Here is a 22,992-nt window from a genome sequence, read left to right on the forward strand (position 1 = left end):
AATCTACCGGATCAACTTTCACGGCCGTTACCGGTCTAGTTTGACCGATTTTGCTTGGCGCTAAAGAAAAGTGGGACGGATTTATTTTCCTTCACTGCAAATCAGGTTCAGGATGCGGAGCATCTCTGCTGGTCGCCAGAGGGAAATACCCACCATTTTCCTCGAAATAAATCCGTTCCCTTTTGCTCAGCGCTGCGCGGGTCAAAGAAAAATAAATCCGTCCCCTTTCTGTACTTTTTGTACCTTTTTGTAGTCCTGACAGGTGTAAACCTATTTCAGGACCAGACAGTCCAAATCACCACCATTTCGGATAGCTTTCAAACTCCTGTAGTATTTTACTCGTTGCGCCATTAGCTAAAGCTTCTTCCCCACCGGTGTTTATCGCATTGCCAAAAACATCCCTTTTGACAGAGGACCAAAGCAATCTATTATTCTCACAGTCAACTACGAGAGAGAAGTCATTGTTTACATCATGCATCCGAGCCACCCTTTCCCGCTTAAGCATGTCAACAAACGTATCGAGTACAGCGCACTCAATCCAGCAGCTCATTTTTATCGAAAAAGAAAACTCAAATTTTTCAACACTCAACTCTACAAAAAACCTTATCGACGGAATACGATCATCAAACTCAAGCAAACTCATCCCGACCCGAATCGGGCTATCTATTTTAATATCCATTTAGTAAGCCCCTGTATATCTCGCGTGTATGATGGCGGGTAGCTCGCCTTCTGCCCTAGGCGGTTTGAACTCTAGTTGCCACCCATCCACACTAATTCTTTCGCCATACGGCATTTTGATTTTGGTAGCCGTATTCACCGCGGACTGGAAGCTTTCCAACTGGACCTGGCTTGTTAGCCGCACTGCTTCCGGAGTATGGGTGAGTGCTTTGGACGCTGCATATTCGGCCATGTGCTCCGTTGCGTTCCCATGTACCCATACTGTTTGACCGTTAGGCAACTTCATTTCAAAGGACTTTGGAACCACAGAACCAGGATAGACATCTTGCGTTCCTTTTATTGAATCGAAAACGGTTCCAGTTCCTTTTGTCCCTCCGCCGTTTCCTCCCGCTCCCTTGCGACCCGCACCCATCCCAACCGCAAGCGTAACGGTACCATCAATAATAGCCCTAGCGTATTCCGGACTTATACCCCATTTCGAAATCAGGATATCCGTCACCGCCTTCGCCGAATGCTCTGTGGTCACCCCCGCCAACAGGTTCTGAAACTCGTTGTTTTCAGCAATCAACAATTCAAAGGTTTCGCGGGCTTTGGGTGATGCTGAGTCCATCAAATCACGGAGTTTTTCTTTCCTGGCCTGCACCTCTGCATCCAGCGCCGAGATGCCCTTGCAATTCCCGACTTGCTGGCCACAGCTGACCAGTGCCTCCAGCGTCTGCCGCTCGCTCAACTCATGGTATGTGGCATAAGCCTCATCTATGCATGAGCTGCTCTGACAGCCTTGTAACCGATTGGCCGCCCGCTCAAGGTCGGAATGCGTCAAGTAGTTGTACTGGGTGGCATTGGCGGCAATGTCTGCCGCAAGCTGAGGGTCGGTCCCTGAAACCACCGCTGTGAGCACACCAAGCAACTGCGACATTGCCAACAAATTGGCCTTGTCCTGCTCGGCTCCTGGTCGGTTTGGATCATATCCTTTAGGCAGCACCAGCTCCGCCAAGTATTGCACGAGCGCTTCGTTGGCGCCTCCGGCCAAGGCCCCTGTCTTGAAGTCGCCCCCCATGGCCATCGACTTCAAGCCACCGACCAAGGCATGGGCGGCAATTTTGGAGGGGCTTCCTTCGGCCAGGGTCAGGTTGCCGACGTTATTGGCGGCAACAGCTCCGCCAATATCAATAACGGCACCGAGCAGGTTATCGACAAAATTATCGCCAAGGCTGCCGCCCTGCAGGGCGGTTTGGACCACCGATTCTGCGCTCGTCTTCAAGACGATTTGACCGACGCTGTTCCAATCGAAGCCCAGTTTAGTAGGGTCGTAGCCGAGGCTGTTCCCGATACCGCCCATCATCCCTGAAACCACATATCCCTTGAGACTTTCGCTGCTGGTGATGTCTTTTAGAACTGCGCCCAAATCACCTTGGTTGCTAATGGCGCTGTTCACTGCGCTGGTTTCCACCGCGATCAAAACCGCATTGGCAAAGCCTGCCGAGAAGGTTCCAGCGCCGGCCCCTACCAGGCCCGCACCAGCTCCGCCCGTGACCACCGCCAGCACAATTGCCAAGACCATTTGGGCGGCGACGCCAAGGCCCGAGTTCGAATACTTGAAACTCTGGTGGATTTCTTCTACACGACGCCAATCGACATCGCCTCGCTTTTCAGCTTCCTTCAACCACGCCAATTCAGGGTCGGCCTGTACCATCGCATCGATGGTTTGGCTGACGGTTTTCTGATCAATGTGCTTGATGTCGATTTTCAAGCCGTCGACGGCTTTGATGACCAGGTCGCCCTTCGCCACTAGCTCACTTTGACGCAGGGTTTCGTCAGTGTGGCCTTTGCCCTTCATGGAATTCCAGGCCATGCTCGAATTGGTTTTTGTGTGGCTTTCCTGATCGAGATCCTTGACGCCTTCAAAGGTAATGGCGCCTCCGCTTTGCAGAGTCAGATCACCACTACTGTTCAACTTGGCAACTTGATATTTCTGATCCCCCCCGCTCATCAGTTTCAAGCTACCGCCGGTGGATATCTCGCTACCGATGTGAGTGACTTTGGTAACCTCATCCCGCTTAAGCTGCTTGCCCCAACGGCCTTTCTTTTTCCTGTCATACAGCGAGTAATCGGTATCTTGCGCGGCCAGCAGTTCAAGTTTCTCGCCAGCTACCAGATACGCCTCGTCCCCCGCGGTGATCTGCGTCGAGACCACCGCCATGTTCTTGCCGGCGCTTAGGAAAATATCTCCCCCTGCCTTTATGCTGCTACCGACCTGTTTGACGTGGTCCTCTTGGGTCGTGACTTTCTTGGATTTGGAATAAGAGTGGCTTTCGTTGGCAGCGGAGCTCAGGAATACGTTTTCAACGGCAGTCATGCCAATGTCGCGCTTGGCTTCAATCTGGCTGCCCACTTCCGCGAGGTTTCGTCCGGCACGAACGACCAAGTCCCTGCCAACATCAAGCGTAGAGCCATATTGAGTGATGCTTGAAGTCTGTCTGCCGAGCGTTCCACTGTTACGCTGTTCGGCGGTGACAATATTGGCATCACCGACTGCATTGATAGTGGTGTCTCGCCCGCTCTGAAGGACTCCGCCATTGCTGGTGAAGTTGCCCCCAGCCTTGATGGTCAAATCGTTCGCGGCTTCGATACGTGCAGCACTGTCGACGTATTCGCGATGCAGGCGCTTATTGTCACCGCTGGCCGTGATGGAACGCTCAATGAGCACATCACCGGTGGTAGTGGTCAGGTTCACATCACGTCCTACAAGGATACCGCCGGCCTTGTTGACGATATTCTTATCCGCCAATAGATCCAGCCGCCCACCCGCTTCGACCAGCCCACTGTTAACGATGTCGTTAGTTGCCTTGGCACTGAGGTTATTGGTCGCTCGCAAAGTCCCCGCATTCTTCAGATCCTGCCCAGCAATCAACTGAACATCAGTCCCCTGAATCAACGCCCCGTTCGGTGCCAGGCGGTTGTTGGCCTGTGCCATGTACAACACCGGCACCAAGACTTTTTCGCCGTTCACGACATGCTCTTCAAGCCAGACGATGTCGTGAGTCAGCGCCGCAACTTGTTCCGAGGTGAGACTCACGCCCACGGCCAGGTCCAGCTCCTGCTTGCTGGCGATGGCGTTGTTCATCAGGTACTTGAACATGTCCTCGTTGGAGGTCTGGCCGTCAATGAAGCGTTGGCCGGTCCGCGCGACGACGGCCTCTTGAATCAACTTTTGTTCGTAGAAACCATCGCCCAGACGCTTGGCGCTCTGGTCCGGGTCGTAGCCGAGATTTTCCAACAAATAATCCGAACTCATGAACTGCTTGAGGTCTGTGAGCACCGGGTTGGTTTCGACCAGGTATTTCTGCGGGTTGGATTTGAACGAGGTATCCGGCAAGCCTTGAACGCGCGTGATGGTCTGGCTCGTCACTGGCGTAGAAACGACGTTCGTCGTTGGGTTGGTCCCGTCGACGCCCCCCACTTGAGTGACAGCGCCAGGGCCGCTGTTGCGAGCCGGCATTGGCGTAGAGTGGCCGCTTTCGACGGGCGCACTGACGTTGAGAGCGCTGGCGCTGACATTGCTGTCGGTGGTTTGACGAGTGGTCGCGGTCAGTTGTCGATCGCTAGAGGCCACTGGGGCGCTGGCACCGATCTGCAAGCTACGCGTCTGGATATCCGGCAAGTCTTGCTGACGCTGGGCAGTGCTGATCGAGGAGCTGCTCATGCTCCAGCTTTGTGGCCCGCTATTGGCTTGGGTCGCTTGCTGGCTCGATCCCCCTTGGCCACTCAAGCGAAACAGACCGTTTTGCCCGGTAGGCAGGCTGAAGCCTGGCAGGGTCAATGGGTTGACCTGTTGTTGGGCGAGATTGGGTGGGAGTTGCCCATTGATTTGTATGATCGCTGGTGTCACTTGACCGCCGAGTTGACTCGACCCAACTTTTGAGGCACCGCTATTTATAGTGACGCCTTCACGAACGACACTGTTGGTGAGGTTCTGAGTTGCATTAATGTGCACCGCACCGCCGGCCTGTACAACGGCACTGGCGAAGGTAGAGGGACCGTTGTAGGTGATGGTGTTTTCGAAGAAAGCGGCGTTTTTGACAGAATCCGGGGCGTCGGTACGCACTCCATCGTTGTAGTGTGCCGGGTCAAGATTGTCAGGAGCCCCATCAACATGAACTAAGCCAAAGGAAGTGTAGGGATTATCCCCGCGACCTCCAGACTTCGAAAGTACCCTGAACATGGACTCGACATCGGTAGAGCTCCAGGCATGCAAGCTAGGACGCTGGTATTGGTCATAGTAAAGGGGATCGTTGGCGGCGTTGTAGTTCATTACCGCCTCCCAATAAGCCATATTCTGATTAGCGTTGTGAGGTAAGTTGAAAGAGCGTCGCACACTGTAATCGCCTACAGACGCCCCGCTGTTGGTGAAAGTCTGCAGGTTCATGGTCAAGTTACCGCCGGCGCTAACCGTCGAGGCCAGATTGAGAAACTCGCCCCCACTAGCTAGAAAACCTCTTCCGGCCGTCATACTGGCTGACGCAGAATCCTGAACAATCTGGGACGTATAGTTCTCTACCCAGACCATGTAACCGTCTTCGCGGTAACCAATGTATGGAGCGAACGCTGCACAGGTGTAACACTTGATCCCGATGTAACCCGACACCAACCCACCCGTAGCCTCGAACACATCCTTGCGGTTCTCGATGTGGTCACCCGCCAGGGTCAAGTCCCCTCCGCTCTCAATGCTTGCCGAGACGTTGGCAATCGATGCACTCCAACCCCCATTGTCGTCACGACCAATGCTGACATTGCCCAGCCCATAAACGTCGGCAAAACGGTTGGTAAAGTCATTGACGCGCAGCGCCATGTCGCCGCCGCTGAAAATCAAGCCGTTCTGGTTCAGCAGGCTGGACGCGGCCAGGCGAAGGTTGCCACTGCTGCCTAAGGTCCCGAAGTTGTTGATTGAGCCAGCGTTGACGGTCATTCCAGAGGCAGACGTCATCCGGCCAGAGTTGTTGAGTTGACCGGAAATTCCAATATTCGAGATGTCTCCGCCGGCAACGCTGCCGGCAGTGCCCAGGTTCATCGAGGCGGCCGTCAATCCCAAGCTGCCCACGCTGCTGTAGCGCCCATTGCCGCTATAAGTTCCGCCCAGCAAAAGGTTGGCCGTGCCATCGCTGGCGATCAGCCCGTCGTTGCTCCAGTTGCTGCCGCTGCCCACGAAGCTATTGGACGCCAATAACTGCCCGCTGCTGGTCTGGGTCAGGTTGTTGACATTAACCGTCAGCCGTCCCGCCTGGATCACGCTGCTGTTGGTCCAGTTGTCTGCCGTGAGCGTCAGGGCTCCACGCGTGACGAGGCTGCCGCCCGCTTTGGTGAGGTTGGCGGTGGAGATATCAAAGGTGCCGTTGCCGGTGTGCACTACGCTGCCGCCGAGGTTCTGGAAGTCAGCGGCGTTGAGGGTCAGCTCATTGTTGGCCGTTTCGATTCTGCCGTTACGGTTGTCGAAAAGGCTGCCGATCTGGAAGTCGGTTTTGCCAGCGCGGCCCAGGGCACGTAACTGTCCAGCCTGGTTATCGAGGGTCGCCGCGCGCACCGCCATTGTACTGTCGCTTTCCAGGATGCCAGCGGTGTTGGTCAGCACCCCGCTCAGGCCCAGCTCGATACGGTTGCCGGCGATCTGGCCGGCGCTGTTATCCAGGTTGGCGCCGCTGACATTGACCAGCCCGGTGGCGTAGAGGCCACCGTTGCGGTTGTTCAGGTCGGCGGTGTTGATGATGACATCGCCGGCCTGGGCCGCGATTCGTCCGCCGTTGTTGTTCAGGCCGGCCAAGGCGCGGATGTTCAGGCGCTGGCCCTGGATCACGCCGCCCTTGTTGTTCACGTCCAGACCGTTGCGCAATACGCCCACGGTGCGCGCTTCAATCGCGCCTTTGAGTGCGGCAAGGGTGCCGCCGCGGTTGTCGATGCTGGCGGCGCCAACGCTGACGTCGCCGGTCTGGGCGATGAGTTTGCCGCCCTGGTTGTCGAGGTTGCCGCTCAGTTCGAGGTCCAGGCCGGTCTGGCCCTGCATCTCGCCCTTGCCGTTGGCAAGGCTTGCGGCATTCAGTTCGACATCAGCCGTCTGGCTGTAGATCAGGCCGTTGTTATGGTTCTGCACGGCGCCGGTGGCGGTGATCGCCAGGGCATTTTTTGCCGCGACGGTGCCGGTGTTGCTGTTGTCCAGAGCGCCGGTGAGCAGGGTCAGTTGATCCTGGCTGGCGATCTGGCCGCCCTGGTTGTTGATCGCGGTCGCGCCTTTTACGGTCAGCGGACCGGCGCTGGCAAGCTTGGCGCCGCTGTTGTCGAGCACGCCATTGAGGTTCAGGTTGACGGCTGCGTTGCCGATCAGGCTGCCCTGGCGGTTATTCAACCCGGCGGTGTCGACTGTCAGCGCCTGCTGAGCATTGACCGCGCCACTGACGTTCGCCACGGAAGTGGCCTTGATGGTCAGGCCCGCGCCGCTGTCGATCAGGCCGCCCTGGCCGTTATCCAACTCGCCGCTGAGGGTGAGGTTCTGCGCACCGCCGCTGCTGAGAATGCCCTTGGTGTTGTCCACCGAGACGGCCGTCACGCCCAGGCTGCCCTGGCTGACCAACGCCCCGCCGTCGCCGTTGAGCAGGTTGCCCAGCAGGTTGAGGTTTACATTGCCGTTGCGGCTGGACAGTGTGCCGTTGTTGCGGTTGTCCAGGCTCGCGCCGTTGACCAGCAGTCCTTGCCAGCCGGAAATCAAACCGTTCTGGTTGACCAATGCCTGGCCGTCAAGACTCAGGTTCTGGCTGCTGATCAGCTTGCCGCCGCTGTTATCCAGGGTCCGGCCTTTGAGGTTGAAACTCTGACTGCTGGAGATTTCGCCGCCCTGGTTGTTCAGGTCGCGCAAGGCATTAAACGTCAGCGGACCTTTGCCGGTAATCAGGCCATTGCGATTGTTCAGGTCGCCGTTGCCGAGGTTCAGGGTGACGGCTTTTTCGCCGAGCAGGCGGCCGCCGTCTTGCGTCAGCGATGCCAGGGTCAGGTTGATGTCGCCCTTGGCCGACACTTCGCCACCGTTGCTGGAATCCAGGGAGTCGGCGCCGAGTGTGAGGTCGCCTTGGGCATTGATCAGGCCGTTGGCGCTGTTGTTCAGGGCCATGGCGTTGAGGATCAACGCACCGCCGGCCAACACGCTGCCGCCCTGGTTGTTCAGGTCGCCACTGTTGAGGGTGAGCAGTTGCGCCGCGCTGATGAGGCCTTGGGCCTGGTTGTTCAGTTGTTGATCGACAGTCAGCTCAAGGCCGCCGCGGCTGGTGATCGTGCCGCCATTGTTGTCCAGGTTTTGCGCCTTCGCATCGACGGTGGCCGCGCCGATCATGCCTTTGACGTTGTTCAGCGCCTGGGCGATGCGCAGGGTCAGGCTTTGGCCGCTCAGCAGCTTGCCGCTGTCGTTGGTGAGGTTTTGCGCCGCCAGGGTAAAGGCTTGCGCACTGGAGATTTCGCCGCCCTGGTTGTTCACGCCGTTGAGGTTTTTCAACAGCAGGGCGCCGGGGGCGTTGATCAAGCCGCCCTGGTTGTTGAGCTGGCCGTTGTGCAGGTCCAGGCTCAGCGAGGTGTTGCTGAACAGCTGACCTCCCTGTTGGTCCAGGCCAGTAACCGACGCGGTCAACGCGCCTTGGCTGCCGATGCGGCCGCCATCCTGGTTGGTGACCTGGGCGGCCGTCAGGTTCAGCGTGCCGCCACTGTTGAGCCGGCCCTTCTGGCTGTTGTCGAAAGCACCGGTGGTGACGTTTACCGCGCCTTTACCGCTGATATTGCCCTGCTGACGATTGTCCAGCGCCGCGCTGGTGAGCAGCAATGCGCCGTCGGTGACCAGTTCGCCGCCCTGGTTGTCGACGCGCCCCAGGCTGTGCACGGTCAGGTCCGCCGCGCTGGACAGGCTGCCGCCGGTGTTGATCAGGTTGGCGGCGGTGACGTTCAGGGTGCCTTCGCTGCTGAGCTGGCCTTGGGTGTTGAGCAGGTCGCGGCTCAGGTTGATGCGCTGGTTCTGCTGGCTGACCAGATAGCCGCCGCTGTTGTCGAGCGAGCCACCGTTGAGCTCCAGTTCGGTCTTGGCGCTGAGCAGGCCTTTGGTGCGGTTGAGCAATTTGTCCACGGTCAACTTCAGCGCTTGCCCGGCGAACACCTGGCCGCCGTCGCTGTTGTCGAGGTTCTGGCTGACCAGCGTGACGTCGGCGTTACCCGACAGCTCACCGCCACGGTTGTCCAGCTCATCCACGTCGAGATCCAGCGCTTTTGTCGCGCCGATCAAACCGGCCTGACGGTTGTCGAGGCTGGAGGCCTTCAGCGTCAGGGCGTCGGTGCTGATCAACGTGCCTTGACGGTTATCCACCGTGTTGACGCTCGCATCGAGCCCGGTCTTGCCGGCGATGCTCCCGGCACGGTTGTCCAGGCGATCGGCAGCCAACAGCAGCGCGCCGTCGGCGATCAGTGAGCCGCGCTGGTTGTCGAGCAAGGAGTCGACGGTCACATCGAGTCGGTCACGGCTGCTGATCAAGCCATCGCTGTTGTCGAGGCTGTTGCTACGACTGTCCAGCGAGGCGGCCGAGATGACGCCGCGGGCGTTGTTGAGAATCTGGGCGGTTCTGAGCATCAGGCCTTGGCTGCTGAGCACTTTACCGCCGCTGTTATCCAGGTTCTGCGTGGACAGGGTGAACGCCTGTTTGCTGGAAATTTCCCCGCCCTGGTTATTCACGTCCTTGAGGTTGCTCATCAGCAACGCACCCGAGGCGTTGATCAAGCCGCCCTGGTTGTTCAACTGGCCCTGGTTCATGTCCAGGCTCAGGCGGGTGTTGCTGAACAATTCACCCTGCTGTTGCTCCAACCCGGTGACCGATGCGGTCAGGGCTTGGCTGCTGGCAATACGGCCGGCGGCGTTGTTCACCTGCGTGGCGTTGAGCGTGAGGGTATTGCCCGAGGTCAGCAGCCCGCCCTGGCTGTTGTTGAGGGTCCCGGTGGTGACCTGGGTCGCGCCCTTGCCCGAGATCAGGCCTTTCTGGCTGTTGTCCAGGCTGGCGCTTTTGACGGTCAGTGCGGCGTCGGTGCTGATGGAGCCGCCCTGGTTGATCAACCCTGCACCGCTGGCAATCGACAACATCGCGGCGCTGCTCAGGCTGCCCGCGGTGTTGTCGAGGCTGCCCGCCTCGACAGTCAACTCGCCTTCGCTGCTGATCAGGCCTTTGCTGTTCAACAGTGCGTTATCGAGGGTGATCACCAGGCCGTTGAGGCTGTTGAGCAGACCCTCGCTGTTGTCCAGCGAGGTGCCGCTCAAGGCCATGTGGCCTTGGGCGTGGATCAGCCCCTTGCTCTGGTTGATCAACTCGGCAACTTTCATTTCCAGGTCAGTGCCGACGATGAGCTTGCCGCCCTCGCTGTTGTCCAGCCGCTGGCCGCCTATCGTTGCGCCAAGACCGGCGGACAATTCGCCGGCCCGGTTATCGATCTGCCCGACCTGCAGATCCAGTGCCTTTGTGGTACCGACCAAACCGCCGTTGCGGTTATCCAGCGTGTCGGCGCTCAGGCTGAGATTGCCTTGAGCGACCAGCGCACCGCCCTGCTGTTGCAGGGCGCCGAGGTTGGCAGTGAGTTGGCCTTGGCTGGAGATGCGACCGAGGCCGTTCTGTACTTCACGGACCTTCAAGGTCAGCGGGCCGACGCTTGTCAGCAACCCCGCGCGGTTGTCCAGGCGCGCGCCGTCGAAGGTGACGCTGCTTTTGCCGGAAATGACCCCGGCCTCCCGGTTGTCCAGTTGACCGACCGTCAATTGCAAGGCCTTGTCGGCGCGCAGGCTCCCGCCACGGTTATCCACGGAATCGCTGTGCACGCTCAGCAGATCATTGCCGGCCAGACGACCGCCGCGGTTGTCGAGATGGCCGGTTTGCAGGTCAATCGCACCCTTGGCAACCACTTCGCCCTTGTTCTGATTGTCCAGCACACCGCTGATGCGTGCGGTCAGGCTGCCGTCGCTGATCAACTGGCCGCCGGCGCTGTTGTTCAGGCTGGCCGCCTTGATCGCCACAGCCTTGCCCGAGCCGAGCACGCCGTTGCGGTTGTCCAGCGCACCGCCCACGTCAATGTCCAAGGCGTTATCGCCGAGCACCTGGCCGTTGCTGTTATTCAAGGCCAACGCGTTGAGCCGGGTCAGGCCCGCGCTGGAAATCTCGCCATCGACGTTGGTCAATGTGCCGTCGATGTTTACGGTCAGGTCTGCATTGCTGCTCAGGTTGCCGCCGCTGTTGTCCAGGCTGGTGGCGTTCAGACTGAACGCCTGGTTGCTGGAGATTTCGCCGTCGCGGTTGTTCACGGCCGCGAGGTTTTTCAGCAACAGGCTGCCGGGGGCATTGATCAGCCCGCCCTGGTTGTTCAACTGCCCGTGGTTGAGGTCGAGCGCAACGCTGGTGTTGCTGAACAACTGACCGCCCTGTTGATCCAGGCCGGTGACACTGGCGTCCAGCGCCTTGGCACTGGCGATGCGGCCGGCGGCGTTGTTCACCTGGCCGGCCTTCAACTGCAGCGTGTCGCTGCTGATCACGCTGCCCTGCGCGTTGAGCAGTTGCCCCGCCAGGTTCAGGTTCAGCCCTTGTTGGGTCGAAAGCGAGCCCTGGCGGTTGTCCAGCGACGCGGCGCTCAATTGGGCGTTTTTGCTCGCCGTGAGGCGCCCGCTCTGGTTGTTTATCTGGCCGCTGGCGCTGATGTCGAGCATCTGCCCCGCCGCCACCAGACCCGCGACGTTATCCAGCGAGGCAACGCGCAACGTGACGTTACCCAGGCTGCTGAGCTCACCGGCGTTGTTGATCAACTGCCCGACATTGGCCGTCAGGTTGCCGTTGCTGCTGACGGTGCCTTGGGTGTTGAGGAGTTTGTCGGCAGTAACGCCCAGCGCGCCGCTGCTCAGCACGCGACCCTTGTTCTGGTTGTCCAGCGTCCCGGCTTTTACCGTGGCGGTTTGCCCGGCGCTCAGGGTGCCGCCTTGGTTGTTCAGGGTTTGCGCAACGTTGGCGGTGAGGTTACGGCTGGCGACGATGCTCTTGCCGTTGTTGTTCAGGTTCTGCGCTGTAAGGCTCACATCTCCCGAAGCATTGCGCGTGGTGTCGGCATTCACTCCGGCTTCAATAATGCCGCTGTTGCTCAACTGCCCACCGGCATTCAACGTGATGCTGTCCCGCGCGGCGAGGGTTTGCTGATTGCTCAGGTCACCCTGAGTCTGCGCATTCAGCGTCGTGCCGGCATAAACCGGGCCCTGCGCATCAAGGCTCGCCGCCTTGACGTTGACCGCCCCGCTGGCCGAGGTATCGACCATGCTCAAATGCCCATTGGCATCGAGCTGAATATCCCCGCCACTGGCAATCAACTTGCCGTCCAGCTTCACCCCAACCCCAGCCTCGGTGCCGACCAGCTTGATCGCGCCGGCGTACATGCCACCCAACGCCGAGGAGTCGATCGCCAGTTCCGGCTTGGCGCTGCCGTCATCGGCGCGGGCGGTGGCGCTCAAGGTATCGGCGTTGACGTCGTTGCGACCGGCCACGATCGTCAGGTTCTTCGCCTGAATCTCGGCGTTGATCTTGGCGCTACGGGTGATGATTTCGAAGTGGTCGACGTTGCTGGCATTAAGACCGGCGCCTTCGATGGCGACGCTGCCCTGGTCCACTTGATAACGATCCAGCCGACCGTTTTCGACGATTGGTTTGCCGGTGCTCAAGGTCACTTTCGGGCTGTTGATAAAGCCGCAGCCGTTGCAGCTGATGCCGTAGGGGTTGGCGACGATGACGTGGGCCGATTGCCCGGCCACTTCGGTGTAGCCGCGCAACTGGCTGGGGCTGCCGCCGTTGACTTCGTTGAGGATGGTCGTGGCGGCTGCGCCCTGGAGGTTCGGGTTGCCGACGATGATCCCGCCCAGTTGCGTGGATTGGGTGCGCGAGGTGGCGTTGTTGAGGATTACGCCGTTGCTGCCGACGTTGTAGTCCTTGAACTGGTTGTGGGACAGACCGTTGGCATTCGGCTTGGCGATGTTGACGATGGGCACGCCATTGCCGGCCCGATCCAGGCCGGTGCCCGGGGCGCTGACGACGATGCCTTCGGCCTGGGCCCACATCGGTTGCCAGAACATGACGTTGGCCAAGAGGAACGCCAGACCGCGCTTGGGCATCCCGAGAAACCGCTCGCGGTTTTCCAGGGCAGCAGAAGGTTGGCGGGCCAGGAAGGCGTATTGGCGGTCGTCCATGATCAGGTCTCGTTGCAGCAGATTAAATGGATACGTCTACGCGGAAGTAGATCGGCGCTTCGCGCTCGGTCAGGGCATCCGGACGTTCCAGGGAATGGGCGAAGGTGACGCTGGCGCTCAGGTGCTCGCCACGTGCGAACAACTCCAGCGAGTTGCTCGACATGCGCCCGTGCTGATCGTCGTTGTAGCGATCGCCACGGATCACGCCCTGGTCATAACCAAGGCTGGTGCCGTATTCGGCAAACACCGGGCGCAGCCACTCCAGCGTCACCGGACGGCTCCAGCGCAGGTCGTTGCGCCAGTAGCCGCCGCTGTCGCCGGACAACGATTGGTCCTTGTAGCCACGAATCGACGACTGCCCGCCCAGGCTCATGCGTTGCGGGCTGAACAGCACGTCTTCGCTGCGCTGGCCGGTCATCAGGCTGCTGAAGCTGAACGACTCGCCCCACACCTTGAAGGGTTGCAGGTAGCTGGCGGTGGCCGTGTACTTGCGGTAATGCGCGTCGGCCTGGCCGGGGCCCGGGTCGTTATCACCCTGGGCATCGAAGGCACCGATGCCTTGCTGCACGCCCAGGTCCAGGTTGACGAACGCGTTGCCGATCCGGCGGCCATGGTTGATGCCAAATTGGCCTTCGCTGAGGCGATTGCTGCTGACATCGAGCTTGCTGTCTTCGATGAAGTTGTTGGTGCGCAGGTACGCCAGGCCCGTGTTGAGGGAGGTCTTGCTGACGGCGTCACGATGGATCACCCGCTCGACGCGCAACTGATGGTTCTGGCTGTCGCCGGTCTGCTTGAAGTTGAAGCCGTTGGCCGGGATCTGCGAGCGATATTCGCTCTGGCTGTAGGTGTAGCTGAAGTTCCACCAGCCCCAGGGCAGGTTGTAATAAAGCATGGCGTTGTTGGAGGTGTGCTGGTGGTCGGTCATCGCGTCGTGACCGCCGCGCAACATCAACTGATCGGCCAACCCCAACGGGCTGTCCCATTCAAAGCTGGTGCCCCACTGTTGCTCGCCGGTGCTGCGCTGGCCGTCGTTGCTGCGGGACAGGCCGGCACGCCAGGGCTTTTGCGGATCGTTGGTCACCTGAACTTCGCTGCCACCGACGTTCTGGCCGGGGGTCAGCTCCATTTTCGCCTGGTTCGAGGGCAGGCGATTGAGCTGGTCCACCAGTTGTTCGATTTCCCGCAGGTTGACCAACTCGCCGGTCTTGCCGGGAAACGCCATCGCCAACTCCAGCGGTGACAACCGGCTGTTCTCGGCGCCCTTCAGGCCTTCCAGACGCCCTTCCACCACCAACACACTCAAATGCCCGGCGGACAGATCCTGTTGCGGCAGGTAGGCGCGGCTGGTGACCAGGCCTTTCTCGATGTAATGGTCGGTGATGACTTTGAGCAGTTCGTTAAGCTGCGGCACGCCCAGGCATTGGCCGATGTAGGGCTTGAGCAACTGCTCGCGCTCGCTGGCGGACAGGCTGTCGGCGCCTTTGAGTTCGATGGTCTTGATCGTGAAACAGCGGGTCTCGGCAGGCGTCGTCGGCTGGGCCGGTTGCGCCTCCTTGCCGGGCAAGTCCTTGAGTTCCTCGAGACGCCGGCGTTGCTCTTCGAGCAAGCGGTTCTGGCGCTCGCGGATCAGGTCGGTATCACCGGGCGTCGGCGCGGCGAGAGCAAGGGTAAGCGGAGAGAGGCACAGCAAAGCCAGGCACAACCTCGCCCAAGGGGCGGGTGAGAACATGTTCGATCCCTCGAAATCAATGACATCAAAATAGTGGCGCGATATTAATGAGCCATCATTTTGACGTCAACCAACCGTTCGAGCTTTGAGCGGGGTGTCGCGACCATTCATCCGAAACCAGACGATCCTGAAAGTCGGGAAACCTCGTTACCGGGAACCGCGCAAATGAACTTTCCCTGGCAGCCCGGCCTCAACCGTCTACCTGCCCAACAAAGGAATACGAGGCCCGAGCCATGAAAAACCTCATCCAACTCACCCTCGCCGCCACCCTCACCTGCGCCCTGCCCGCCTGGGCCACCTGCACCCCCGAAGAAGCGACCATCAAGCGCGAGCAACTGGCGGATAAAGTGACCAAGCTCACCGAACAGGATCCGGCCAAGGCCAAGGAAATGAATGAAGAACTGCAGGCGATGAACCTGGAAACGTCCAGCAAGGACGTACCGGACAAATGCCAACTGATCGATAAGCGCCTGAGGGAGCTTGAAGAGGCGCAGAACAAAGCCGAATAATCAGCCTGGCGCGGATAGGAAAGGACTGTCCAGACCGGCCTGGCGTCGCCCGGTCAATTCGCCGCGAGGCCGAGCGCAACCCCGGGCTGGGCCAACCTCAGGAACCGGATCAAGGCTTCGCGTTGCGCCAGGGCATCCTGCCGTCCCAGCTCGATCAGTTCGCTGCAATAACCTTTCTCGAACAACAGATAACTCAACACACTGGCACCGCTGGTCTTGGTCGCACCCGGCCCACGCAAAAATACCCGCAACGCTCGGGGCAGCTCCTGGCGATGGCGCGCGGCAATTTCGTCGATCGGCTGGCTTGGGGAAATCACCAGCACTTCCACCGGTGCCGCGCCGAGGGCGTGGGCCGGCACATCGTCTGGCAGCATGTGGCTGAATCTGTTCAGGCGCTCAAGCAGCTCGATGTCACTTTCCAGGCTGTCGATGAACGTGCTGTTGAGCATATGGCCGCCGATCTGCGCCAGGGTCGGCTGCAGGCCGGTGTAGCTGCGTTCCAGTGGATCCTGGGCCGACACGCTGCGCGGGTTGCCGCTGACGCCGATGACCAGCACGCGGTTGGCCCCCAGGTGCAGGGCCGGGCTGATGGGAGCCGATTGGCGCACCGCGCCGTCGCCGAAATATTGCGGGCCGATCTTGACCGGCGCGAACAGCAAAGGGATCGCCGAGCTGGCGAGCAGGTGTTCCACCGACAGCTGAGTGGGCACACCGATACGCCGATGACGCAGCCAGGCGTCGATGGTGCCACGGCCCTGATAGAAGGTCACCGCCTGGCCGGATTCGTAGCCAAAGGCAGTAACCGCCACCGCGCGCAACTGGTGCTCGGCAATCGCCTGCTCGATACCCGCGGCATGGAATTGCGCCTGGAGCAGTTCGCGCAGCGGCGAACTGTCGATCAGCGCCACCGGCAGCTTGGCTCCCAGGCCAAGCAGGCTATGGCCGATGAACCGCGTCGCCTGGCCCATGACCCCGCGCCAGTCGCTGCGCATCACCTGGTGGCTGCGCACGGCTTGCCAGAAGGCCGTCAGGCGTTCGATGGCGGTCTTGAAGTCCATCGCTCCGCTCGCCAGGCTGACCGCATTGATCGCACCGGCAGAGGTACCGACAATCACCGGAAACGGGTTGCGACCGCCCTCCGGCAGCAACTCGGCAATCGCCGCCAATACACCGACCTGATACGCCGCTCGAGCCCCACCGCCGGAAAGAATCAAACCTGTTACCGGTTCAGCTGGGGTCATCGCGATACTCCGTGTCCAGTCATAGGGCTATATGATCAACCGCGTTTATCGTACAGCTTCGGCTCGCCGGGCGGCCGGGTCTTGAAGCGCCGGTGGGCCCAGAGGTATTGCTCGGGACACTGGCTTACCGAGCGCTCGACCCATTGGTTGATGCGCAGGCAATCAACCTCTTCGGTCTCGCCGGGAAAATCCTCCAGCGGCGCCTGGATCACCAGACGATAGCCGCTGCCATCGGCCAGGCGTTCCTGAACGAACGGCACGACCAGTGCCTTGCCCAGGCGCGCGAATTTGCTGGTCGCGGTGACCGTGGCCGCCTGGATGCCGAACAGCGGCACGAACACGCTTTGCTTGGCGCCGTAGTCCTGATCCGGTGCGTACCAGATTGCCCGGCCGGCGCGCAGCAATTTGAGCATGCCGCGCACGTCATCACGTTCTACCGCCAGGGAATCGAGGTTATGCCGTTCGCGGCCCCGGCGCTGGATATAGTCGAACAACGGGTTCTTGTGCTCGCGATACATGCCGTCGATGGTGTGCTGCTGGCCGAGCAGCGCCGCGCCGATTTCCAGCGTGGTGAAATGCAGCGCCATCAGGATCACGCCCTTGCCGTCGCGCTGGGCCTGCTTGAGATGCTCCAGGCCTTCGACATGGGCCAGCTTCGCCAGCCGCGAACGCGACCACCACCAGCTCATGGCCATTTCGAAGAAGGCGATGCCGGTGGAGGCGAAGTTTTCCTTGAGCAGACGCTTGCGCTCGGCGGCGGATTTTTCGGGGAAACACAGTTCCAGGTTACGACTGGCGATGCGCCGTCGGTCGCCGGCCGCCCGATACATCAACGCCCCCAAGGCGCGACCGATCCGTAACAGCAGCGGATAAGGCAACTGGATGATCAGCCACAACAGCCCCAGGCCGCACCACAGCAGCCAGAAACGCGGATGAAAAAAAGCAGCTCGAAAACGCGGGCGATCCATTACAGCTTCCATTAATACCTGGGCCGCGCATTCTACATCGTTCGACCCGGCTTGCGGCTCGCGGACGATCTCGTTATAAGTCTCGGCACTTTTAGTGACAAGCCGTTGTACGCCGACCATGAGCCAAACCGAACCGCTAGACCAAGATCCCGTGTTCCAGCTGAAGGGCAGCATGCTCGCCATTACGGTGCTGGAGCTGGCCCGTAACGACCTGGAAGGCCTTGACCGGCAACTCGCGGCGAAAGTCGCCCAGGCGCCGAATTTTTTCAGCAATGCCCCGCTGGTACTGGCGCTGGACAAGCTGCCGGCCGGTGAGGGCTCGGTCGACTTGCCGGGGCTGATGCGCGTTTGCCGCCAGCATGGGCTACGCACCCTGGCGATCCGCGCCAGCCGCATCGAAGACATCGCCGCCGCCATCGCCGTGGACATTCCGGTGCTGCCACCCTCCGGCGCCCGTGAACGCGTGCTGGAGCTGAGCCCGGCGGAACCGAAAAAACCGGAAAAACCGCCGGAGCCGACCATCAAGCCGACCCGCGTGATCACCTCGCCGGTACGCGGCGGGCAGCAGATCTACGCCCAGGGCGGCGACCTGGTCGTGGTGTCCTCGGTCAGCCCGGGTGCGGAACTTCTCGCCGATGGCAACATCCATGTATACGGCCCGATGCGCGGCCGTGCGCTGGCCGGTGTCAAGGGTGACACCAAGGCAAGGATCTTCTGTCAGCAGTTGAGCGCTGAACTGGTCTCTATCGCCGGGCAATACAAGGTTTCCGAGGACTTGCGGCGCGACCCGTTATGGGGTGCCGGGGTCCAGGTAAGCCTGTCGGGCGACGTGTTGAACATCATTCGGCTTTAACGGATACTGCCGCATTTTCCAAGCATCTCTAAAACCTAGCGAAAACGGCTTGAATGACGTAGGAAAAAGGATCAGGCACTGTTTACCCAAGGTAGACCCCGCCCGCATCCGATTCCAGCCAAGCCTGTCCAGTTGCAGCAGTTTTTCCAGAGATGTTTTTCAGGGGCTGACAAAGTCCTTTTTCCTTAGGGGTGAAACACCTTGGCCAAGATTCTCGTGGTTACATCCGGCAAGGGTGGTGTGGGTAAGACCACCACCAGCGCCGCTATCGGTACCGGCCTCGCCTTGCGCGGCCACAAAACAGTCATCGTCGACTTCGACGTCGGCCTGCGTAACCTCGACCTGATCATGGGTTGCGAGCGTCGCGTGGTCTATGACTTCGTCAACGTGGTCAATGGCGAAGCGAACCTGCAGCAGGCCCTGATCAAGGACAAGCGCCTTGAGAACCTCTACGTACTGGCCGCCAGCCAGACTCGCGACAAAGACGCGCTGACCCAGGAAGGCGTGGAAAAAGTCCTGATGCAACTCAAGGAAGACTTCGAATTCGTGGTCTGCGACTCCCCGGCCGGTATCGAGAAAGGTGCCCACCTGGCCATGTACTTCGCTGACGAAGCGATCGTTGTGACCAACCCGGAAGTCTCGTCGGTACGCGACTCCGATCGCATGCTCGGCCTGTTGGCAAGCAAATCCCGTCGCGCCGAGAACGGCGAGGAGCCGATCAAGGAGCACCTGCTGCTGACCCGCTACAACCCGCAACGCGTCAGCGACGGCGAAATGCTCGGCGTCGAAGACGTCAAGGAAATCCTCGCGGTGACCCTGCTGGGCGTGATCCCGGAATCCCAGGCGGTACTCAAGGCTTCGAACTCCGGCGTGCCGGTCATCCTTGACGACCAGAGCGACGCCGGCCAGGCGTACAGCGATGCGGTCGATCGTCTGCTGGGCAAAACCGTCGAGCATCGATTCCTCGACGTCACGAAGAAAGGTTTCTTCGAGCGCCTGTTTGGAGGTAGGTAATGAACCTTTTTGACTTCTTTCGTGCCAACAAAAAGCCCAGTACCGCCTCGGTCGCGAAAGAGCGTCTACAGATCATCGTGGCGCACGAACGCGGCCAACGCAGTACCCCGGACTACCTGCCTGCCTTGCAGAAGGAACTGGTGGAAGTGATCCGCAAGTACGTCAATATCGGCAACGATGACGTGCATGTCGCGCTGGAAAGCCAGGGCAGCTGCTCGATCCTGGAACTCAATATCACCCTGCCGGATCGCTGATCGACCCAGCAGGTGCCACGGCGGCTCGGGCCTTTCTCCCCCTCACAGGACAAGGAGAAGGGTTCGAGCCGCCGTTGGCGTTTGTTACGAGACTGTTCAATGCCCCTGTCCAACATCCGCATCATCCACCAGGACGCCGCCGTACTGGTGGTCGACAAGCCGACCCTGCTGCTCTCCGTGCCTGGCCGGGCGGACGACAACAAAGATTGCCTGATCACCCGCCTGCAGGAAAACGGTTATCCGGAAGCGCGAATCGTGCACCGGCTGGATTGGGAAACGTCCGGCATCATCCTGCTGGCCCGTGACCCGGACACCCATCGCGAACTGTCCCGGCAATTTCATGATCGAGAAACCGAAAAAGCCTACACGGCATTGTGCTGGGGCCAACCGGAGCTGGACAGCGGCAGCATCGACCTGCCCTTGCGCTACGACCCGCCGACCAAGCCCCGCCATGTGGTCGACCACGAACAGGGCAAGCATGCCTTGACGTTCTGGCGTGTACTGGAGCGTTGCGGTGATTGGTGTCGGGTCGAATTGACGCCGATCACCGGACGCTCGCATCAATTGCGCGTGCACATGCTCTCCATCGGCCATCCGCTGCTGGGCGACGGGCTCTATGCCCACCCGCAAGCCCTGGCCGCCTGGCCACGGCTGTGCCTGCACGCGAGCATGCTCAGCTTCACACACCCGCAAAGCGGCGAGCGCCTGCGCTTCGAGTGCCCTGCACCGTTCTGAAAAACACCTCCGACACAGTGGCGAGGGAGCTTGCTCCCGCTGGGTTGCGTAGCGACCCCTTTTTGGGCCTGCTGCGCAGTCCAGCGGGAGCAAGCTCCCTCGCCACAGTTCCGCCTGGAATGCTCACCTACGCTGCTAATACGGTAAACTCCCGCCCATTGCTGTCTGGAGTTCTTTATGCGTGCACAGTTGAACCAGGGCCTGATCGATTTCCTCAAGGCCTCCCCCACCCCGTTCCATGCCACCGCCAGCCTTGCCCAGCGCCTGGAAGCGGCGGGTTACCAGCGTCTTGATGAGCGCGAAACCTGGGCCACCGAGGCCAATGGTCGTTATTACGTCACGCGCAACGATTCCTCGATCATTGCCTTCAAGCTGGGCCGCAACTCACCGCTGCACGACGGTATCCGCCTGGTCGGCGCGCACACCGACAGCCCATGCCTGCGGGTCAAGCCGCAGCCGGAACTGCAACGTCACGGGTTCTGGCAACTGGGCGTGGAAGTCTACGGCGGCGCACTGCTGGCGCCGTGGTTCGACCGCGACCTGTCCCTGGCCGGGCGGGTGACCTTCCGCCGCGACGGTAAGGTCGAGAGCCAGTTGATCGATTTCAAGGCGCCGATTGCCACGATCCCGAACCTGGCTATCCACCTCAACCGTGAAGCCAACCAGGGCTGGGCGATCAACCCGCAGAACGAACTGCCGCCGATCCTCGCCCAATTCGCCGGTGACGAACGCGTTGATTTCCGTGCCGTGCTCACCGACCAGCTGGCCCGGGAACATGGCTTGAACGCCGACGTGGTGCTCGACTACGAGTTGAGCTTCTATGACACCCAAAGCGCAGCGGTCATCGGTTTGCACGGTGACTTCATCACCGGTGCGCGCCTGGACAACCTGCTGTCGTGTTATGCCGGCCTGCAGGCCTTGCTGACCGCCGACACCGAAGAAACCTGCGTGCTGGTGTGCAACGACCACGAAGAAGTCGGTTCCACCTCGGCGTGTGGCGCCGACGGTCCGATGCTCGAACAGACCCTGCGCCGCCTGCTGCCCGAAGGTGAAGAGTTCGTACGCACGATTCAGAAGTCCCTGCTGGTTTCGGCGGACAATGCCCACGGCGTACACCCCAACTATGCCGACAAGCACGACGCCAACCACGGCCCCAAGCTCAACGCCGGCCCGGTGATCAAGGTCAACAGCAACCAACGCTACGCCACCAACAGCGAAACCGCTGGGTTCTTCCGCCATCTGTGCATGGCCGAGGAAGTGCCGGTGCAGAGCTTCGTGGTGCGCAGCGACATGGGTTGCGGCTCGACCATCGGCCCGATCACCGCCAGCCAGCTGGGCGTACGCACGGTCGACATCGGCCTGCCGACTTTCGCCATGCATTCGATCCGCGAGCTCTGCGGCAGCCACGACCTGGCGCACCTGGTGAAAGTGCTGAGCGCGTTCTACGCGTCTCGCGAATTGCCGTAAGCCTTTGTGTGGCGAGGGAGCTTGCTCCCGCTCCAATGCGCAGCATTGGCAAAATCTGCGTTCAGTCGCCGATTTTGGGGCGGCTGCGCCACCCAGCGGGAGCAAGCTCCCTCGCCACAAGAGCATGCGTCACGGTGCGTGCATACCCGCCTTCCTCGCCAAACCCCAACTAGACTGACCTTATCCCTCCCGACAAGGCTGTCGCCATGATTTCCATGACCTCGTTCAACGCCATGCTGGTGCCCATCATCGCCGGCATGATCCTGCTCGCCATCGGCTTCAATTTCCGCGACAAGAACGTCGGTGTGTTTGCCATGTGGATCGGCATGTTGCTGATTCTCGTCACGGTGCTGTTCAGGATCCTGGCCAAGCTCAACGACGTCTCCTGAACGCGCCTCAGGCCGACTGTTCCGGCACGTCCACCCCGACATGGATCGCATCGTGGCGCCAGAACTCCAGGTCGCAGTCGATCAGCCGCTGATGCTGGTCGTAATTGACCCGGGCAATCCGCAGGCCGGGGCTGCCCACCGACACTTTCAGCGCCGCGGCGGCTTCCGGCTGTAGCGATGTCGGCACGATTTCGAATTTCACCCGGCCGTAGCGCAGGTCGTAGTGGCGCGCGTACAGCTCGGTCATCGACTGGTTGAGATCAAATTCGAGGATGTCCGGGAAATACGCGGGATTCAGGTAGTGCTCGACGTACAGCACCAGGCGTTCGTCGATGCGCCGGGTGCGGCAGATCTGGATGACGCTGGACAGCGCCGGCAATTGCAGCCAGGCACAGACCGCCGCCGACGCGGGTTGCAGGCGGGCCGAGATTACCTGGGTCGACGGCACTCGTCCCTGGGCACTGACCATCGCGTGGAAATGACTGCGCTGCATCAGGTTGTAGGCCAGCCGTGGTGGCGACACGAACCAGCCCCGGCGCTCTTCCCGGTAGATCTGGCCCTGGGCTTCGAGCTGCAACAGCGCCTCGCGCACGGTAATCCGCGTGGTGCCGAACAACTCGCTGAGCTTGCGCTCGGCCGGCAACTTGCTACCAGGCGCCAGCAAGCCGTGATCGAGCTGCTCCTGCAGGACCTGTCCGATGGTTGTCACCGCTTTGGTTGTCTCAACGCGCATCAACGTTACCTATCTGGACTAGACCAGCACTGTTTCGGGGCAGGATTCGATCGCACAGCAATCCACGGCTCATGCCTGCAAGCCTAGGCACTGCGCATGACTGATAGATGACACAACCGCTGAACGGTCAACACATCGGCTTGCA

Annotated in this window: 13 protein-coding genes; 7 read left to right on the plus strand and 6 right to left on the minus strand. The window is 60.5% G+C overall.

The window, feature by feature from the left end:
* Positions 1 to 295 precede the first annotated feature (295 nt).
* The 3 genes from J3P97_RS19685 to J3P97_RS19695 are packed head-to-tail and all read right to left on the minus strand — an operon-like array spanning position 296 to position 14,684.
* Entirely contained in the window at positions 296 to 679 is a 384-nt protein-coding gene (locus J3P97_RS19685) for a hypothetical protein (protein WP_434672570.1), read from the minus strand.
* The gene (locus tag J3P97_RS19690) at positions 680 to 12,955 is read right to left on the minus strand and encodes a filamentous hemagglutinin N-terminal domain-containing protein (RefSeq protein WP_434672571.1); all 12,276 of its coding nucleotides are present in this window, start codon (positions 12,953 to 12,955) and stop codon (positions 680 to 682) included.
* 22 nt (positions 12,956 to 12,977) lie between these two features.
* Positions 12,978 to 14,684, minus strand: coding sequence for a ShlB/FhaC/HecB family hemolysin secretion/activation protein (locus J3P97_RS19695; protein ID WP_434672572.1), 1,707 nt, complete (start codon positions 14,682 to 14,684; stop codon positions 12,978 to 12,980).
* 233 nt (positions 14,685 to 14,917) lie between these two features.
* On the opposite strand from J3P97_RS19695, the gene J3P97_RS19700 reads away from it, so the two are divergent.
* Positions 14,918 to 15,193 (plus strand): hypothetical protein, encoded by a 276-nt coding sequence (locus tag J3P97_RS19700; RefSeq protein WP_434672573.1) that lies wholly within the window; start codon positions 14,918 to 14,920, stop codon positions 15,191 to 15,193.
* A gap of 53 nt (positions 15,194 to 15,246) precedes the next feature.
* Here J3P97_RS19700 and J3P97_RS19705 read toward each other — a convergent pair whose 3' ends face one another.
* Both J3P97_RS19705 and J3P97_RS19710 read right to left on the minus strand, forming a co-directional pair.
* Complete coding sequence (locus tag J3P97_RS19705) at positions 15,247 to 16,434, minus strand: patatin-like phospholipase family protein (RefSeq protein ID WP_434672574.1); 1,188 nt, start codon at positions 16,432 to 16,434, stop codon at positions 15,247 to 15,249.
* Between the two features lie 35 nt (positions 16,435 to 16,469).
* Positions 16,470 to 17,402 carry a lipid A biosynthesis lauroyl acyltransferase gene (locus tag J3P97_RS19710; protein ID WP_305499505.1) on the minus strand — a complete coding sequence of 311 codons (933 nt, stop codon included), beginning with the start codon at positions 17,400 to 17,402 and terminating at the stop codon, positions 16,470 to 16,472.
* A gap of 118 nt (positions 17,403 to 17,520) precedes the next feature.
* Here J3P97_RS19710 and minC point away from each other — a divergent pair, with 118 nt between their 5' ends.
* The 6 genes from minC to J3P97_RS19740 all read left to right on the plus strand — a co-directional run bounded on the left by minC (position 17,521) and on the right by J3P97_RS19740 (position 22,114).
* Positions 17,521 to 18,255, plus strand: a complete 735-nt coding sequence (minC, locus tag J3P97_RS19715) for a septum site-determining protein MinC (protein WP_030142350.1) — start codon at positions 17,521 to 17,523, stop codon at positions 18,253 to 18,255.
* A 201-nt stretch (positions 18,256 to 18,456) separates the two neighbouring features.
* Complete coding sequence (gene minD, locus J3P97_RS19720) at positions 18,457 to 19,269, plus strand: septum site-determining protein MinD (protein ID WP_042728954.1); 813 nt, start codon at positions 18,457 to 18,459, stop codon at positions 19,267 to 19,269.
* Positions 19,269 to 19,523, plus strand: coding sequence for a cell division topological specificity factor MinE (gene minE, locus J3P97_RS19725; RefSeq protein ID WP_039594520.1), 255 nt, complete (start codon positions 19,269 to 19,271; stop codon positions 19,521 to 19,523). The genes minD and minE overlap by 1 nt, the downstream gene beginning before the upstream one ends.
* Before the next feature lie 99 nt (positions 19,524 to 19,622).
* A complete protein-coding gene (locus tag J3P97_RS19730) occupies positions 19,623 to 20,258 on the plus strand; it encodes an RluA family pseudouridine synthase (RefSeq protein WP_018612476.1) in 636 nt (211 codons plus the stop codon).
* Positions 20,259 to 20,435: 177 nt separating this feature from the next.
* A complete protein-coding gene (locus J3P97_RS19735; protein ID WP_434572499.1) occupies positions 20,436 to 21,725 on the plus strand; it encodes a M18 family aminopeptidase in 1,290 nt (429 codons plus the stop codon).
* Positions 21,726 to 21,931: 206 nt separating this feature from the next.
* On the plus strand, positions 21,932 to 22,114 hold the full coding sequence (locus tag J3P97_RS19740; RefSeq protein WP_305499501.1) for a hypothetical protein: 183 nt from the start codon (positions 21,932 to 21,934) through the stop codon (positions 22,112 to 22,114).
* A gap of 7 nt (positions 22,115 to 22,121) precedes the next feature.
* On the opposite strand, the gene J3P97_RS19745 is transcribed toward J3P97_RS19740, so the two are convergent.
* The gene (locus J3P97_RS19745; protein ID WP_434629121.1) at positions 22,122 to 22,847 is read right to left on the minus strand and encodes a UTRA domain-containing protein; all 726 of its coding nucleotides are present in this window, start codon (positions 22,845 to 22,847) and stop codon (positions 22,122 to 22,124) included.
* Positions 22,848 to 22,992 lie beyond the last annotated feature (145 nt).

The sequence above is a fragment of the Pseudomonas sp. R1-15 genome (genome assembly GCF_051132085.1).
Classification (GTDB): domain Bacteria; phylum Pseudomonadota; class Gammaproteobacteria; order Pseudomonadales; family Pseudomonadaceae; genus Aquipseudomonas.